This is a genomic window from Arthrobacter sp. AD-310 (genome assembly GCF_054656615.1).
The window spans coordinates 111,702-126,988 of the sequence record NZ_BAAHNO010000006.1 but is presented as its reverse complement, the minus strand read 5'-3'; the positions used below and the strand labels follow the sequence as shown (position 1 = coordinate 126,988).

At 66.7% G+C, this 15,287-nt stretch carries 15 protein-coding genes; 5 read left to right on the top strand and 10 right to left on the bottom strand.

Going from position 1 to position 15,287, the window contains the following annotated elements:
* Nucleotides 1-17 precede the first annotated feature (17 nt).
* The gene (locus tag ACYQ1Z_RS03610) at nucleotides 18-1,556 is read right to left on the bottom strand and encodes a purine-cytosine permease family protein (protein WP_459791131.1); all 1,539 of its coding nucleotides are present in this window, start codon (nucleotides 1,554-1,556) and stop codon (nucleotides 18-20) included.
* 107 nt (nucleotides 1,557-1,663) lie between these two features.
* On the opposite strand from ACYQ1Z_RS03610, the gene ACYQ1Z_RS03605 reads away from it, so the two are divergent.
* A complete protein-coding gene (locus ACYQ1Z_RS03605) occupies nucleotides 1,664-3,262 on the top strand; it encodes a PucR family transcriptional regulator (protein ID WP_459791130.1) in 1,599 nt (532 codons plus the stop codon).
* A 9-nt stretch (nucleotides 3,263-3,271) separates the two neighbouring features.
* On the opposite strand, the gene ACYQ1Z_RS03600 is transcribed toward ACYQ1Z_RS03605, so the two are convergent.
* The 8 genes from ACYQ1Z_RS03600 to ACYQ1Z_RS03565 all read right to left on the bottom strand — a co-directional run bounded on the left by ACYQ1Z_RS03600 (nucleotide 3,272) and on the right by ACYQ1Z_RS03565 (nucleotide 10,760).
* Nucleotides 3,272-4,810 carry a molybdopterin-dependent oxidoreductase gene (locus tag ACYQ1Z_RS03600; RefSeq protein WP_459791129.1) on the bottom strand — a complete coding sequence of 513 codons (1,539 nt, stop codon included), beginning with the start codon at nucleotides 4,808-4,810 and terminating at the stop codon, nucleotides 3,272-3,274.
* A gap of 79 nt (nucleotides 4,811-4,889) precedes the next feature.
* Nucleotides 4,890-5,570 (bottom strand): fasciclin domain-containing protein, encoded by a 681-nt coding sequence (locus tag ACYQ1Z_RS03595; protein ID WP_459791128.1) that lies wholly within the window; start codon nucleotides 5,568-5,570, stop codon nucleotides 4,890-4,892.
* Nucleotides 5,571-5,801: 231 nt separating this feature from the next.
* Nucleotides 5,802-6,674: an IclR family transcriptional regulator gene (locus ACYQ1Z_RS03590; protein WP_459791127.1), complete on the bottom strand. Its 873-nt coding sequence runs from the start codon at nucleotides 6,672-6,674 to the stop codon at nucleotides 5,802-5,804.
* Between the two features lie 75 nt (nucleotides 6,675-6,749).
* Nucleotides 6,750-8,003 (bottom strand): M24 family metallopeptidase, encoded by a 1,254-nt coding sequence (locus ACYQ1Z_RS03585; RefSeq protein WP_459791126.1) that lies wholly within the window; start codon nucleotides 8,001-8,003, stop codon nucleotides 6,750-6,752.
* A gap of 48 nt (nucleotides 8,004-8,051) precedes the next feature.
* On the bottom strand, nucleotides 8,052-9,362 hold the full coding sequence (locus ACYQ1Z_RS03580; RefSeq protein ID WP_459791229.1) for an MFS transporter: 1,311 nt from the start codon (nucleotides 9,360-9,362) through the stop codon (nucleotides 8,052-8,054).
* 408 nt (nucleotides 9,363-9,770) lie between these two features.
* On the bottom strand, nucleotides 9,771-9,974 hold the full coding sequence (locus tag ACYQ1Z_RS03575; RefSeq protein WP_459791125.1) for a hypothetical protein: 204 nt from the start codon (nucleotides 9,972-9,974) through the stop codon (nucleotides 9,771-9,773).
* 56 nt (nucleotides 9,975-10,030) lie between these two features.
* On the bottom strand, nucleotides 10,031-10,267 hold the full coding sequence (locus ACYQ1Z_RS03570; RefSeq protein WP_459791124.1) for a hypothetical protein: 237 nt from the start codon (nucleotides 10,265-10,267) through the stop codon (nucleotides 10,031-10,033).
* A 184-nt stretch (nucleotides 10,268-10,451) separates the two neighbouring features.
* Complete coding sequence (locus tag ACYQ1Z_RS03565) at nucleotides 10,452-10,760, bottom strand: hypothetical protein (RefSeq protein ID WP_459791123.1); 309 nt, start codon at nucleotides 10,758-10,760, stop codon at nucleotides 10,452-10,454.
* Nucleotides 10,761-10,830: 70 nt separating this feature from the next.
* Here ACYQ1Z_RS03565 and ACYQ1Z_RS03560 point away from each other — a divergent pair, with 70 nt between their 5' ends.
* The 4 genes from ACYQ1Z_RS03560 (at nucleotide 10,831) to surE (ending at nucleotide 14,284) form a co-directional block, all read left to right on the top strand.
* A complete protein-coding gene (locus tag ACYQ1Z_RS03560) occupies nucleotides 10,831-11,199 on the top strand; it encodes a VOC family protein (RefSeq protein WP_459791122.1) in 369 nt (122 codons plus the stop codon).
* Nucleotides 11,100-12,317 (top strand): rhodanese-like domain-containing protein, encoded by a 1,218-nt coding sequence (locus ACYQ1Z_RS03555; RefSeq protein WP_459791228.1) that lies wholly within the window; start codon nucleotides 11,100-11,102, stop codon nucleotides 12,315-12,317. The genes ACYQ1Z_RS03560 and ACYQ1Z_RS03555 overlap by 100 nt, the downstream gene beginning before the upstream one ends.
* A gap of 189 nt (nucleotides 12,318-12,506) precedes the next feature.
* Nucleotides 12,507-13,493 (top strand): PfkB family carbohydrate kinase, encoded by a 987-nt coding sequence (locus ACYQ1Z_RS03550; RefSeq protein WP_459791121.1) that lies wholly within the window; start codon nucleotides 12,507-12,509, stop codon nucleotides 13,491-13,493.
* Nucleotides 13,490-14,284: a 5'/3'-nucleotidase SurE gene (surE, locus tag ACYQ1Z_RS03545; protein ID WP_459791120.1), complete on the top strand. Its 795-nt coding sequence runs from the start codon at nucleotides 13,490-13,492 to the stop codon at nucleotides 14,282-14,284. Before ACYQ1Z_RS03550 ends, surE begins: the two co-directional genes overlap by 4 nt.
* Nucleotides 14,285-14,374: 90 nt before the next feature.
* Here the strand turns inward: surE and ACYQ1Z_RS03540 are convergent, their stop codons facing one another.
* Nucleotides 14,375-15,175: a GOLPH3/VPS74 family protein gene (locus tag ACYQ1Z_RS03540; protein ID WP_459791119.1), complete on the bottom strand. Its 801-nt coding sequence runs from the start codon at nucleotides 15,173-15,175 to the stop codon at nucleotides 14,375-14,377.
* Nucleotides 15,176-15,287: the final 112 nt, after the last annotated feature.

The following is a 15,287-nucleotide window of genomic DNA, read 5'->3' as shown; positions in this document are numbered from 1 at the left end:
GAGGGTTGGCGGTCAGGTCAGAGGACCGGGATGACGGCGGTGCTGCCGGGCTTTTCGGCTGCGGGCTCAGCCTCGGCGTTCTTTCCCGTGACGTACTTGGTGTGGGCCCGGGGGCCGAGGATGGCGTACACGCCGGCGCTGGTCAGGCCGCCTGCCAGCCAGGACAGGTCCCAGCCGCCCAAGGCCACGGCGATGGGGCCCTGCATGACGGGGATCAGGCCGTACATGAACAGCCAGGTGGCGAAGATGCCGGCCAGGAGGGAGGTGACGCCCGCCCAGTTGACACCGGGGAGCCGGGAGGTGCCGACGCCGTCGAACAAACGCTGCGGGTCACCGGGCCAGCGCTTCTCCAGCCAGAAGTAGTGCACCAGCATGACCCCGCCCCAGGCGGCCACCCAGGCCACCAGGCCGATCAGCCAGGCGTCGAGGACGGCGGCGAAGTCTTCCTGGAAGATGAAGAAGACGACGGCGGCGAGCGAGAAGACGCCGACGAACAGGTTGAGCTTGCGGCGGTTGATGGTGATGTCCAGCGCCTGGGTGGCGACGGAAAAGGTGTAGATGTTCAGGATGTTGGTGGCGATGGGGCCGTGCAGGACCATGAGCAGCACCGGCAGGGCGAGGACGCCGAAGTTCTGGACGATGAGCTTGCCGGGGTCCACTTCACCGCTGTTCGTGGCGAGGCTGGCGCCGAGGATGCCGAGCCACACCACCGGGATGAACTGGCCCAGGACCGAGGCCAGGTAGACCTTCTTCTTGGGGACCGAGGTGCTGACGAAGCGGGAATAGTCGGCCGCGTACGTGAACCAGGTGATGCCCCAGCCGATGCCGATGGCCGTCATCACGGCGCTCATGGCGGCGATCCGCTCCGAACCTTCCAGGATGGCTCCGGCGGGACCGGCGTAGCCCCAGTCGATCTCCATGCCGAACCAGGCGACGGCGGACATGACGGCCAGGATGATGATGGTGGGCGGTACGGTCCACTTTTCGAATGCGGCGATGGCCTTGTAGCCGAACCAGGCGATGGCTACCTGCGCGGCCATGATGCCGGTGGCGACGCCGATCTTCCAACCGTAGTTGTGCGCTTCCGGGTCCACCCAGCCGAGGGTTCCGAAGAGCGCCATCACCAGGTCCAGGATGATCCAGGTGTTGACGGCGCACCAGCCGATGACCAGCAGCGCCTGGATGGCGGCGGGGAGGTAGTTGCCGCGCCGGCCGAACGCTGCCCGGGCCAGGACCATGCCGGTGGCGCCGGTTTTCTGGCCGAGGAGGACGAAGCAGCCGAAGAGCAGCATGCCGATCAGGTTGCCCAGGACCAGGACTGTAACGGTGTCCGCGAAGCCCAGGCCCAGGTGGATGCCGAGTGCCCCGAGCACCCAGTTGATGGGCGCCAGGTTGGCACCTGCCCAGATCCAGAACTGGCCGGACACCTTGCGGGTGCGGGCGGATTCTGGGATGGGCTGGAGCCAGGCTTCGTGGTCGTCCGCACTTGCAGGGGCGCTGTTGTGGTTCGCATCAGCGGCGCGCCGTTGCGCTGCTGGAGAAAGCTTGTCTTGCATGGGGGCCTCCGTGAGGTGGATTTGTACTCAAAAGGCTATGTGGCCCCCATCACAAGGAACAAGATACTATCCGTCTAACAGATTGCGCTACGACCGTACGGAATGTCATGTCAGTGTTCCTCGGCGAAATACTCGCCCACCCCGCCCTTGCCGCGGCCGATCCCATTGTCCATCCCTTGGGTGTGGACACGGATTCGCAGCCGGTGCGCTGGGTCCACTCCAGTGAAGTGCTGGACATCGCTCCCCTGCTCCGTGGCGGTGAGCTGCTGCTCTGCGGCGGCATCACGCTGGCCTCCGCCACCCCCGAGAAGCGGGAGGAGTATGTCCGCGCCCTGGCGCAGCGCGGCATTGCGGCGCTGGCCATCGAGACCGGGGGTGTCCTGCCGGAGATCCCGGCCGACCTGCTCGCCAAGGCCGAGAAGTACGGCCTGCCGGTGGTGGAGCTCCGGCGGGTGGTGCCGTTCGTCGGGGTCATGCAGGCCATCAACTCCATTCTGGTCAGCGAGTCGGTGGGCCACCTGCAGCAGGCGGACAACGCCACGCGGGCCATGGCCGCCGAACTGGCGCACGGCGCCTCGCTGGACAAGATCCTTGGGGTGCTCGCCGGCATCACCGGCGCCGCGGTCGCGCTCACCTCCCCCTGGGGAGTTGCCCTGGGGAGCGCGGCGCCGGACGGCAGCGCGGTTGCGGACGGCCTCTCTTCAACCGGCACGGACGGCGACGGCGGCTCCGGACCGGGCGAAGCGGCGGGCACTGCCGGGGCTGCCGGCGCAACGGTCATCAGCGTGGACATCCCAGTCCGCGGCGTCCTGATGGCACGGCTGGAAGTGCACCTGAAGGAGGGCGCAGACGCGGGGCTGGCGCACGTGGCCGGGGAACGCGCCGTCGACATCCTTGGCCTGGCGCTGCTGCAGCACACGCCCCCGGGCCTGCATGCCCTGGCCGGGGCGGAACTGATGCGCGCGGTGCTCACCGCGGCACCGGCGTGGCGGCTTGAGCAGCTCGCGCCGGGTGCCGGCATCCCTGCCGACTCCCCCGCCGTGGTGGCGGCAATCCACGCCGCGTCGCCGCAAAAGCTGCGCGGCGCCGTCGAAACGTTCCTGAACTCCCGCCGCATTCCCAGCGCCGCCTACCTGGACAACGCGGAGCTGGTCGTGATGATCGGGCTGCCCGCCGCCGGAACCGTCAGTGAGCGGCGGAAGCTCCTGGAGTCCCTGCGCGGGCTGGAAGGCGACGACGACGCCACCATCGCCGTCGGGCCGCTGGCCGCCGGGGTGGCGGACTCCGTGTGGTCCCTGGCGCAGGCGCGCCGCGCCCTCGACGTGCGCCAGATCCGGCGTCGCAACGCATCCGCACGGCGCAGGCATCCCGACCATGGCCTGGTGGTCCTTGATGCGGAGGACACCGCGGTGGAGAGCCTCGCGCTGTCTGGTATTGACGCCTCCGTGCGGGAGGCGTTTGTAAACCATCAACTGCGTGCGGTGCTGGAGCATGACGAGCAGCGGCAGTCCCAGCTGCTGGAAACCCTGACGGTGTGGCTGGATTCCGGGTGCAACACGGCCCAGTCGGCACGGGAACTCCATCTGGAGCGGCAGTCGATGCACCACAGGCTGCAGCGGATTTTCGACCTCTGCGGCGGCGACCCGCGGGGCACCGGCCGGCTGGCCGCCCTGCACCTCGCAGTGCGGATGGCCGGCCTGCCCTAGGGGGCCGTACTACTCCACCGTGACCATCACCGACTGCCAGCCGGAAGCTCCATCGGGCACGGGATCGGCGCGCTGCTCCGTCTGGACCTGCCCCGTGCCGTCGGTAGCCCGGACCTTGATGTAGTGCGGTCCGGGGGTGGCGTCCCATTCGTAGGACCATTGCCGCCAGGTGATGGTGGAAGCCTCGGTGGAAAGGGTGGCTTCATTCCACTCACCGTTGTCGATCTGGATCTCCACTTTGGTGATGCCGCGTGTCTGGGCCCATGCCGTTCCGCCCACGGCGACCTTCCCGGCGGGTACTTTCGCGAACGACCTGGGCACCTCCACCCGTGCCATGGTTTTGATGGGACCACGCTCGGACCAGCCGCGGTCGGTCCAATACGCCTTTTTGTCGGCAAAGCGGGTGACTTCCAGGTCCACCACCCATTTGGTGGCGGAGACGAACCCGTAGAGCCCGGGAACCAGCATCCGGACCGGGTAGCCGTGCTCCAGTGGGAGCGGCTCCCCGTTCATGCCGATGGCAAGCATGGCGTCGCGGCCGTCCTGCAGGACTTCAAGCGGGGTGGAGGCGCTGAAGCCGTCGATCGAGGTGGACAGGACCATGTCCGCGCCGTCTTTCGGTTTGGCACGGGCGAGGACGTCCCGGATGGGGAGGCCCAGCCATTTGGCGTTCCCGGCAAGGTTGCCGCCTACCGGGTTGGAAACGCACGTCAGCGTGACATGCGACTCAATCAGGTCGGCGTCGAGCAGGTCCTGGAACGTAAGTACCACTTCCTGCTCCACCAGCCCGTGGACCCGAAGTTCCCAGTCGTCGGCGTTGATTTCCGGGACGCTCAAGGCCGTATCGATCCGGTAGAACTCGTTGTTGGGCGTCAGCCACGGGGTAACTCCGGGCACGACGGACTGGACGCCTGCGGGCACTGCGGCCGCAGGCTTTGCCGGTGACGGAAGGCGGAGGGCCTGGCGTGCCTGCGCCACATCGTTGCGCGCCACACTCAGCAGCCGCCCGCCGCTGGCGGCGATACCGGCGGCCACCGCGGTGATGCCGGCGGCAGTAAAGAATTCACGGCGCCCAGTCGCCGCCGGCTGCGCCTTCATCCCCCACAGCGGTTTCATCAGCCGGTGCAGGACCGCAAGCCCGGCGATGGTTCCTGCGGCGGAAGGGATGGCGTCCACGCCGCTTACGCCGGAACGGGTGACGACGCAGGCAACGATCACGGCGCCCATGAACAGGACGCCCAGGACGCCCAGCACCCACTTCCGGTAGGCGACCACGCCAAGGACGCAGGCAAGGATCGCGATGGTGAGGCCCATGCCAACGAACAGGGCAGCCTTGTCGTTGGTGCCGAAGGTGGCGATGGCGAAGTCCTTCAGCCATGGGGGCGTGAAGTCGATGAAGGTGGACCCCAGGGCGAACAACGGAGTTGCCCTGGGGGTGAAGAACGCTCCAATCAGCTCTGCAACGGCAAGAACGACGGCGGCTGAGACCACGCCGGCCAATGCGGCCAAGGGGCGGGGCCCTGCAGTCCGGTTTCCGAGCTTTGTCATGGTGATCCTTAAAAAGCCCGGGCCTGGGCTCGGTACTGTACCGTGCCCAGACCCTGGATTGCCTTGGTCCGGTTATCGGCTACTTGGGCATGAGGACGGAGTCGACCAGGTAGACGGTTGCGTTCTTGGTCTTGACCCCGCCGCAGATCACGTTGGCGTCGTCGACCTTGAGGTTGTCGCCGCTGCCGGTGACAGTGACGGATCCGCCCTGCACGGTGGCGTGGGTGCCGGCGATCTGGTCCGGAGTGATCTGACCGGGTACCACGTGGTAGGTCAGGATCTTGCTGAGCAGGGCATCGTCGGTCTTGAGGGTTTCGATCGTTGCCGGGTCGATCTTTTTGAAGGCGTCGTCCACGGGTGCGAAGACGGTGAATTCACTGCCGTTGAGGGTATCGACGAGGTTGACCTTGGGGTTGAGCTGGCCGGACACGGCGGCGGTAAGCGTGGTCAGGATGGGGTTGTTCGACGCTGCGACAGCTACGGGATCCAGGGCCATACCTTCAACTGAGCCCGCGCCGGTGGGGACCTGTTCGGCGTAGCCGGCACAGCCGGGGCCAACAAGGTTTGCGGCCGGGTCCATGGTGTCGGCTGACGGGCTGGCTGACGGCGACGCCATGCTGGAGCTGGGAGCTGATGCCATCGGCTCCGAAGATGCGGTGGATCCGGAGGTGCTGCCCGACCCGCCGCAGGCAGTCAGGCTGAGCAGGGCGGCCGCTGCAACGCCTGCCACGGTGAAGGTTGTGCGCTTGGTGGTCTGCATTTGGGTTCTCCTTGAGTAGTTGGGCATCCTGCGCAGGTTCTTCGAGACCTGGCCGCGTCCGGCGTCTCAATGGCTATTCGGCTGCAGCCGGATAGTGGATGGGTTGGAACCTGGGAATTTTCGTGGGCCCAAGTGTGCAGGCAGTCAGTGGCCGGCAATATGGACCCCCGGGCCGGGCAGCTGTCCATAGGTCCTTGGACCTCTTCCGGCCCTCCCCTGCGTGCAGGGTACTTACTTGGCGGGGCGTCCGCCGAGGCGAATGGTGACCTGCGCGGCGGCCGCCAGGCACGCCTCGCCCAGGACCTTCAGTTGTTCGCGGGACACGCGGAAGCGCGGGGCGGAGATGAGCACGACGGCGGCAACGTCGCCGCGGTGGTCCAGAACGGGGGCGGCGACGCCCACCTCGTCCAGTGACGATTCGCCGTAGTTTTCGGCCCACCCGCGGCAGGCCACGTCCCGCAGCCTGGCTTCGTACGCTTCCAGGCCGGCCTGGTCCAGGCCGGGGTAGCTGATGGATCCGCTGCGCAGCAGTTCCCGGGCGCGCTCAGCGGGCTGGGCAGCCAGGAAGACCTGCACCGAGGCGCTGACGGCGTCGCGGTAGCGGGCGCCCAGGGGTGTGGTGTGTTTGATCTGCTGGGGGCTGGCGATCTGCTCGACGCAGATGGCCTCGTTGGTGCGCCACAGCATGAGGGCGCTGGTTTCGCCGGTCTGTTCGGTGAGCTGGCGCAGGACGGGGTAGGCAACTCGGCGTTCGTCCATTTCAGCCAGCAGCGGCCCGGCGACGGCGATCAGGCCAAGGCCCAGGCGGAAACGGCGCGTTTCCGGGTCGCGTTCCACCAGGTCTTCCTGCTCGAGCGTGGCCAGGATGCGGGACACACTGCTCTTGTGCATACCCACCCGGCCGGCGATCTCCGTGACTCCCAGCAGGGGTTCCTCCGCGGTGAAGGTGCGCAGGACGGCAATCGCGTTGACGACGACGGACGCGCCTTTCGCGTCCGGCGCACCGTTCGCTCCGGTGCCGTTCGCGCCGGTGCCGTTGGCGGCGTCGTTCACGGCTGCGCCGGTGGTGTCTTTTGCTGCTGGTGGAGTCATGGTAGCCATCATCTTTCCTTATCTTCGGCACAGACGCCGAAAGCGGCGCCACGCGAAACGCGGCGCCGCTTCCTGCCCGGGTGGCGCCTATGCGCCGATGATGTTGTGTTCCGGGCCGAACGGGAACTTGGTGATGTTCTCCACCGAGTCCTCGCCGATGACCAGGATGTCGTGCTCACGGTAGCCGCCGGCGCCGGGCTGGCCGTCGGCGACGGTGATCATCGGTTCCATGGAGACCACCATGCCCGGTTCCAGGACAGTGTCGATGTCCTCGCGGAGCTCCAGTCCGGCTTCGCGGCCGTAGTAGTGGCTGAGGACGCCGAAGGAGTGCCCGTAACCGAAGGTGCGGTTGGCCAGCAGTCCGTGGCTGATGTAGATCTCGTTCAGTTCGGCGGCGATGTCCTTGCAGACGGCGCCGGGCTTGATGAGTTCCAGGCCGCGCTTGTGGACCTCGACGTTGATGTTCCACAGTTCCAGGGAGCGCTCGTCCGGCTGGCCCAGGAAGAGGGTGCGTTCCAGGGCGGTGTAGTAGCCGGAGGTCATGGGGAAGCAGTTGAGCGAGAGGATGTCGCCCTGCTGCAGTTTGCGGGTGGTGGCCCAGTTGTGGGCGCCGTCGGTGTTGATGCCGGACTGGAACCAGACCCAGGTGTCGCGGACTTCGCGGTGCGGGAAGGTCCGGGCGATCTCGTGCACCATGGCTTCGGTGCCGGCCAGGGCCACTTCGTATTCGGTGATGCCCTCGCGGATCGCGGCGCGGATGGCCTCGCCGCCGAGGTCACCGATGCGGGCGCCGTGCTTGATGACTTCGATCTCTTCGGCGGACTTGATCATACGCTGGCGCATGGCGTCCTGGGAGACGTCCAGGAGCTGGGCGCCGGGGAAGGCGGCGGCGATCTTTTCGCGGGTCAGGCCGGGCAGGAAGTCGTCCTCGACGCCGAGCCGGGATGCCTTCACGCCGCGCTGGCGCAGTGCCTCCTGCAGGCCGAAGTAGAAGTTGTCGCGGCGCCAGTCGGTGTAGACGATGTTCTCGCCGTAGGAGGTGCGCCACGGCATTCCGGCGTCGATGTTGGCGGTGACGGTGACCGAGTCGTCGGCGGTGACGACCAGTGCGTAGTTGCGGCCAAAGGTTGTGTAGAGGAAGTCGGAGTAGTACTTGATGCCGTGGTAGCTGGTCAGGATGACCGCGTCCAGGTCCTTTGCGGCCATGATCTGCCGCAGGCCGCCAAGGCGGCGCTCGAACTCGGCGTCGGAGAACGTCAGCTTCTCCTTCTGCCCGTTGTGCAGGACTTTCAGCCGCTCGAGTTCGGCGACGGAGGAGGCGGTTTCGATGGTGCTGGTCATTGGGTAATGCCTTTCGGTTAGTGCGGTTCTTGAGGAAGGAAGTCGAGGCTATTCATGGCGCAGGGGTGCCTTGCCGGTCTCCCTGGAGAGGGACACGGCCACGAGGGAAACCAGGGCGGCAAGCGCGAGGTACCAGGCCGGCGCCAAGTCGTTGGCTGTGATTCCGATGAGCAGGGTGGCCACAAATGGTGCGGTGCCGCCAAACAGAGCGTTGGAGAGGTTGAAGCTCACGGCGAAGCCGCTGTAGCGGACCCTTGTGGGGAACATTTCCGCAAGGAAGCTGGGCAGCGTGCCGTCATTGAGGGCCAGCATGGCGCCCAGAAGGATCTGGACCAGGACGATGACCAGGAAGTTCCCGGTGCCCAGGAGTGCGAACGCGGGCACGGTCAGCAGGATGAAGGTCACGGATGCGGCGATCAGCACCTTCTTCCGGCCGTACCGGTCCGAGAGCATGCCGGTCAGGAAGATGAAGCCGATATAGGTGGCCAAGGCGACAGTTGTGGCCAGGAAGGACTCTGTTTCGCCCAGGCCAAGCTCAGAGGAGAGGTACGTGGGCATGTAGCTGAGGATCACGTAGAAGCCGACGGCGTTGAGCAGCACGGCCCCCACGGCCTGGAGCAGTTGCCGCCAGTGGTTCCGGAAGAGGCTGGAGACCGGTGCCTTGTCCGCGTGGTCCTCCGCTTCCAGTTCGCGGAACACCGGGGTGTCTTCGAGCTTTGTGCGGATGTACCTGCCGATCAGGCCCATGGGCGCAGCCAGAAGGAACGGCAGGCGCCAGCCCCAGCTGTGCAGCGCGTCTGCACTGAGCAGGCCTGTCAGCAGGGCGGCCATCAGGGAGCCGAGGAGCAGGCCGGCGGCGGTGCTCGCCGGGACGACGGCGGCGTACAGGCCCCGCCGGTTGGCGGGTGCATACTCCACCAGGAACGCGGATGCTCCCGCGTACTCTCCTGAGGCGGAGAAGCCCTGCACCACCCTGATCATCAGGAGCAGGATGGGGGCCCAGATGCCGATGGTGTCGTAGCCCGGGATGAGGGCGATGCAGAACGTCGCTGCGGACATGATGAGGATTGAAAGCGAGAGTGCCGTCCGCCGCCCCACCTTGTCACCGATGTGCCCCCAGATGAATCCGCCGAGCGGGCGCACCAGGAACGAAATGGCAAAGAGGGCAAACGTGAGCAGGAGGCCGGTCTGCGGGTCGGACTCCGGAAAGAAGACGGTGGCAATCGTGACGGCCAGGTAGCCGTAGACGGCGTAATCGAACCATTCCACGAAGTTGCCGATGAAGCTCGCCGCGATCACCCTGCGGCGCGTGTCCCTGTCGGCACCATTGCCGGCGGGGACTGGAGTGTGGCCGCTCATCGTCGTGCGGCCGGCGTGGGTCTTGTCATGGGTGCCATGCTTTTCCACGCCCGGGCCTCCCACAAGGGCGGGAGAAGGTGTTTCGTGATTCATGTAATCCACCAATGTCGGTGAGTTGCTTTTATAGCAACTCCGTTGCACTCAACAGTACGAGTGATGCGCAGCACAGTCAACGGTTATTTTTCCCATGGATGAGAACAAGCGAAGAAGTACGCCGGACGGTTCCGCCGTTGCGCGGCGCTACGAACGGAAGGTCAAGCGCTAGCTGCTGTTGCACCAATCGATCGAGTGTTGCGCCTTTAGCTTTCGTTGGCGCACCCCGCCACTACAGAAACAAAGAAGGACGACGGCGGGTGCGTCCCGCCGTCGTCCTTCTACGTGGCCAGCCCTATCAGCCAGCCCTATTGGTCAGCTGTCAGCTGTGATGTCCTGCTGAGGATCCCCGTCGTCCGGATGGACCTTGTGCCGGGCTTCCTCCAGGTGTTGTTCCAGTTTTTCCTCCGCGTCGCGGCGGCGCTGTCCGACCGTGCGCATCTGCCCGGTTGTCAACGCTGTGTGCGCATGCAGATGCGAGCCTGGCTCATGCGGGCCGCCGCCCGTGTTCTCCTGCATAGTCACATCGTCCCACCTCCCGAAGGTGCGGGGAAGGCGCTTTCGCGTCCCGTGATCTAGGTTGAGGCATCCCTTTCGATTTCCTCCGCGAGTTCGTCCACGTCTTCCGGACGCATGTCGATGCCCTCTTCCTCAAGGCGCTCCTCGAGGACGTGGCTGACGTCGTCCTGGACGTGGCCGAGGTGGATCTCGTGGCGGATCTCGTCGGCGATGCTTTCCGGCGTCTCGGTGTGCTCTGCCCCCGGGGCGCTGTCGGCGCCGGGAAGGCCTGTGGCATCTGCTGAGTCAGTCATGCCTTCTGGTTACCCCCGGCCTGGGACCTGTAAACAGGGTGCGGGCCACCTGGACCATTGGTATTGCCCGTCATGGGCCATGCGCCCAACACGGCCAGCGCACTGGTCCAGGTTGTTACCTGCCGTTTCAGGCCCGCACCATAACTAACTGTAGGCGCGCAGCGCCTCCAGCCAACCAAAAGGGCTACAGCGATGATGGGCGGGTTTTTCTCCCCAGCCTGTAACCCGCCCAGAAGGCCAGGACGAGCAAACCGATGATTGCGATGCCAAGGCCAATCTGCGCTCCCACGCTAAGGAACGCCAGGCCGGGACCGTTGAAGGGCTGGTTGCTGAGCGGCGCGTAGGCGAACCAGCCGATGTAGTTGTTCCTGTTGAGCCATGCAATGAAGAACCCTGCAAGCGTCACCGCAACGCCCAATAGGGGCACGACGGCGGCAGGGACTGTGCGGCGCCCGGACGGCAGGCTTTCCTCAGGTGTGTTGTTCTCCCCCATGCACGCGAGTCTAGCCCTGTATAGGAGAGAACCCTTTTCCGGCGCCATCGGCCCGGTCTAGGCTGGGCGGATGTTGACCATCGGCACCATCGTCCTCGGCGTTAACGACGTCGCCCGCGCCACCGGCTTCTGGCATGCAGCCTTGGGGTATGTCCCGCGGGAACCCGGCGACGACACGTGGGTGACCCTCGTGCCGGCGTCGGGATCCGGAGCGCAACTGTCCCTCATGCTGAGCGGGACGCCGACCCAGGAACACCCGCGCATCCACCTGGACCTGTACGCCGATGACCAGGCCGCGGAGGTGGAGCGCCTGGTCTCGCTCGGCGCGAAACACGTCGACTGGGACTTGTACCCGGAGGATCCCGACTTCATCGTCCTCGAGGATCCGGACGGGAACAGGTTCTGCGTCATCGACAGGAGCGCGCCGCATACCTGGTGAACGCCGCGGACAAAGTCCCGTACCGGCACCAGGGGATTTCGGACGGCGACACGGTGCGGATCGGGCGGATGGTCCTCAAAGCCGTGGCCACTCCGGGGCACACCCACCACCACCTGTCCTACATCATTACCGACGGCGACCGCCAGGCCGTGTTCTCGGGTGGCAGCCTGCTTTACGGCTCGGTGGGCCGCACGGACCTTGTCAGCGATGACGACACGCTGCCGCTCACCCACCACCAGTACGCGTCCGTGCGGCGGCTGGTGAACGAAGCGCACCAGGACGCGGGCCTCTACCCCACCCACGGCTTCGGCTCGTTCTGCTCCTCCGGACCGGCCAGCCGGACTGGGTCCTCCACCATCGGTGAGCAGCTGACCGGAAACCATGCGCTGACCGACCCCGACGAGGACCATTTCGTCCAGGAACTGATCCACAACCTCACGGCCCGCCCCTCCTACTACGCGCACATGGCACCGATCAACATGGCCGGACCGACGCCGCCCCACCTGGACCTCCCCGGGTCCTTGGACGGGGATGAGCTCGCGTCGCGGCTGCAGCGGGGTGAGTGGGTGGTGGACCTGCGGAACCGTGTCGCTTTTGCCGGCAGCCACCTTCGCGGCAGCGTCAGCTTCGAGTATGGCGACGGTTCACACTTCACCGCTTACCTGGGCTGGGTCCTGCCATGGGACGAACAGCTGACGCTTGTGGGGGAACGCCAGGACATCGAGAACGCCATCCGGGACTTGTCCCGGATCGGCATCGACAACCCGGGCGCTGCGGTCGGCTCCGGCCCCGGGGACCTGGCACCCCGGGCACCGGTCGCCTCGTATCCCAGTGTTGGCTGGGAGGACGTGCTGCACAAACCATCCGAGGACCCCGTCCTCGATGTCCGCCGTCGGGACGAATTCGACACATCCCACATCCGGGAGGCGGTGAACATCCCCATTCACGAACTGCTGGGGCGGATGGACGAGGTCCCCGCCGGACGGCTGTGGGTGCACTGCGCTTCCGGGTACCGTTCAGCCGTGGCGGCAAGCCTCCTGCAGCGCGCCGGCCGCGATGTCGTCCACATCGACGCGACCTTCAGGGAGCTGGAAAGGTCGGGCCTGGCGATGGCCTGAAGCGCAAAGGCGAGCGGACGACGGCGGGAGGTCCCGCCGTCGTCCGCGTTCTGTTGCGTGCCTGCATCATGGTGCTAAGTGTGCTTACCATGTGGGTTCGACCTGTCCAATCGACGGCCGGAGAACTCCGGGGGAAGAGGTAACCATGGCGACGATTTTGGAAGTGCAGCCGCAGGGGGCAGGTGAAGCATGGGTTCCGTAGTGATTTTTGCCCCGTCACCTGTCCTGACCGTCACCGTTGAGGACGTAAACGGCAGCGCGGACATCCATCTGCACGCCGGCGGCCAGGGCGTCTGGCAGGCCCGCATGCTGAAGGTGCTCGGCGCCGATGTGACCATGTGTGCCGTGTTCTCGGGTGAGACCGGCGGGGTCCTGAAGCACCTGATCGCCGATGAAGGCGTCACTGTGCTGCCGGTTTCTGGTGAAGGCAGCAGCGGGGCCTACGTGCATGACCGGCGCAGCGGCGAACGCGATGTGGTGGCGGAATCGGCCGGCCACCGGCTCACCCGCCACGAACTCGATGAGCTTTACGGGCTGACGCTGCAGGCCGGAATGAAGGCGGGCACCGTGATCCTCAGCGGCACCGGCCGGCAGGACTCAGTGCCGCCGGACATGTACCGCAGGCTCACCTCCGACCTCCGCACCGCCGGATGCACGGTCATCGCGGACCTCGTCGGCGAGCGGCTGAACGGGATACTGCAGGGCGGGCCGTCGGTGGTGAAGATGTCCGACTCTGAGGTGGTGGACAGCGGCCGGGCCGAGGCTGCGGAGACGGACCAGCTCATTGAGGCAATGCACATCCTCAACAAGGAGGGCGCGTCGGCGGTCATCATCACGCGGGCGCATGAGCCGTCCCTGTTCCTCAGCGACGGCGAACTCAGCGAGATCCACGTGCCGCAGTTCGAAACGGTGGAAACCAGCGGCGCGGGCGACTCGCTTACCGCCGGGGTCGCCGCGGTTCTGGCCGACGGCGGCACCCTCCACGAGGCCGTCGTCCTGGGTACGGCGGCTGGCGCGCACAACGTGACCCGCCACGGGCTCGGCTCGGGTGAGGCATCGGTCATCCACGAGGTGGCCAAGCTGGTCCGCGTTGTTCAGGTGGAGGATGCCGGCGAGGCTGATGCGGCGCGGCAGGTAAGCCCGGAGGAACTTGCAAGGGAGGTTAGGACGGCATGAGCACACGGATCCTCATCACCAACGACGACGGCATCGGCTCGCCCGGCCTGCACGCCTTGGCAGCCGCCGCAGTGCGTGCCGGCCATGAGGTTGTGGTCGCCGCGCCGGCCAGCGAGGCCAGCGGCAGCAGTTCCTCCATCACCGCCATGGAGGAGGACGGCCGCATATCCGTGGAGGAGCGCGGGCTGGAGGGCCTGGACGGTGTGAAAGCGTTCGCAGTCCAGGGCGCCCCCGCGTTTATCTCGATGATTGCCACCCACGGTGCGTTCGGTCCCGCCCCGGACATCGTCCTCTCGGGGGTGAACCGTGGAGCGAACGTGGGCCGGGCCATCCTGCATTCCGGAACGGTGGGAGCGGCGCTGACGGCAGGGGTGAACGACGGCCGCGGCCTGGCCGTCTCCTTGGACACCGGCCTCAATCCGGAGGATCTCCACTGGGACACCGCCGCGCAGCTGGCAACCGACCTGCTGCCGTTCCTGCTGGAACAGGACGCGGGCTGCGTGTTGAACCTGAACGTCCCGAACAGCGCCGGACCTGGGCTGCCCGAGCTCCGCACGGCCACGCTGACCCGCTTCGGCATCGTCCAGACAACCCTGGCCGAAAGGGGCGAGCAGCATGTACGGCTGGCCATCGCGGACAGCACCGAGACGCCCGATCCGGGCAGCGACGCCGCGCTGCTGGCCGCGGGGTTCGCCACGGTGACAGCCATCCAGCCCGTCACCGGGACCGCGTTGCCCGCACTGGACGGCGTCTCCCCCGCCGCGGCAGGGGCGCCGGGCGGAAGGGCCTAAAAACCGCACGGACGACGGCGGGACGTCCCGCCGTCGTCCGTTTCCTGTAGTGCCGCCTGGCTGCCGCTTGGTGGCGCTAGACAGGACGGGTTACAGCGTGGCGGCTTCTTCCTCCGCGATCCTGATCAGGCGGAGCTCGTCTTCCACGGCGCGGGCCGGCCAATAGTCCTTGGCCAGCTCGTCGGCCCAGACCCGGTCCGCGTCCGGGAATTGCTTGCCGAACAGCCCCGCCGCCTGCAGAAGGGCGATCAGGGCAAGGATCCGTGCGTTCGGCATCCTGCCGGCGGGCTTCACCGTGTCCGCCGTTCCGCTGTCCTGCACTGGAGCCTGGGCGCCCTCGGACGCAGTGTTTTCCGGGACTGTGCCTTCGGGGACTGTGCCTTCGGGGACGGTGCTTTCGGGGACGGCGGTTTCGGGGACCTTGGCGTCGTCCGGCGCGTCGGTGAGGACGGCGTGGATCTTCTTAAGCAGCGCCTCCTCGGGGGCGTGGTCCTTCTCCGGGTACCGCACTGCCCGGAACCGCCCCAGGCGCTTTTCGCCGACGTGTTCCAGGATGCCCAGTGCCACCATCCCCTCGTAGATGCGGAGCACCTCGGGCCGGCCCTCCAGTGCCGACACCCACCACTGCGGGGTGTGCGGCCGGGACTTGCCGCGGATGAGGTCGAGCTCGCGCTGGAGGTCGGTCTGCGGGGTGGCGCCGGTGGTTTTGACGTGCTTGCCCTGCAGTCCGATGGCGCCGAGCAGGTCGAGTTCGGCGAGGACGGCTCCTGCCACGGTGGTCCGGAGCGCGAAAACGGGCACTTCTGGCTTGCCGTCCTTGTCGTTTGTGGCCAGCAGCAGGAAGGCCTGCGGAAGGCTCAGGTCCACGGTTTTCGGTACGTCCGCGTTCATAGCAATATGGTGCGCCCGTCCCGTGCCGGCCACAAGGTGGACCGTCGACGGCGGCCGCCTCCCGCCGTCGTGCGTTCTCTTTGTGTGCTGGCCGCATGCCTCACCGGGGGTG

Bases quoted from the DNA above. Each gene is read 5' to 3' on its own strand.
- ACYQ1Z_RS03610 (WP_459791131.1), bottom strand. From the start codon at position 1,556: ATGCAAGACAAGCTTTCTCCAGCAGCGCAACGGCGCGCCGCTGATGCG.
- ACYQ1Z_RS03605 (WP_459791130.1), top strand. From the start codon at position 1,664: ATGTCAGTGTTCCTCGGCGAAATACTCGCCCACCCCGCCCTTGCCGCG.
- ACYQ1Z_RS03600 (WP_459791129.1), bottom strand. From the start codon at position 4,810: ATGACAAAGCTCGGAAACCGGACTGCAGGGCCCCGCCCCTTGGCCGCA.
- ACYQ1Z_RS03595 (WP_459791128.1), bottom strand. From the start codon at position 5,570: ATGCAGACCACCAAGCGCACAACCTTCACCGTGGCAGGCGTTGCAGCG.
- ACYQ1Z_RS03590 (WP_459791127.1), bottom strand. From the start codon at position 6,674: ATGATGGCTACCATGACTCCACCAGCAGCAAAAGACACCACCGGCGCA.
- ACYQ1Z_RS03585 (WP_459791126.1), bottom strand. From the start codon at position 8,003: ATGACCAGCACCATCGAAACCGCCTCCTCCGTCGCCGAACTCGAGCGG.
- ACYQ1Z_RS03580 (WP_459791229.1), bottom strand. From the start codon at position 9,362: ATGAGCGGCCACACTCCAGTCCCCGCCGGCAATGGTGCCGACAGGGAC.
- ACYQ1Z_RS03575 (WP_459791125.1), bottom strand. From the start codon at position 9,974: ATGCAGGAGAACACGGGCGGCGGCCCGCATGAGCCAGGCTCGCATCTG.
- ACYQ1Z_RS03570 (WP_459791124.1), bottom strand. From the start codon at position 10,267: ATGACTGACTCAGCAGATGCCACAGGCCTTCCCGGCGCCGACAGCGCC.
- ACYQ1Z_RS03565 (WP_459791123.1), bottom strand. From the start codon at position 10,760: ATGGGGGAGAACAACACACCTGAGGAAAGCCTGCCGTCCGGGCGCCGC.
- ACYQ1Z_RS03560 (WP_459791122.1), top strand. From the start codon at position 10,831: ATGTTGACCATCGGCACCATCGTCCTCGGCGTTAACGACGTCGCCCGC.
- ACYQ1Z_RS03550 (WP_459791121.1), top strand. From the start codon at position 12,507: ATGGGTTCCGTAGTGATTTTTGCCCCGTCACCTGTCCTGACCGTCACC.
- surE (WP_459791120.1), top strand. From the start codon at position 13,490: ATGAGCACACGGATCCTCATCACCAACGACGACGGCATCGGCTCGCCC.
- ACYQ1Z_RS03540 (WP_459791119.1), bottom strand. From the start codon at position 15,175: ATGAACGCGGACGTACCGAAAACCGTGGACCTGAGCCTTCCGCAGGCC.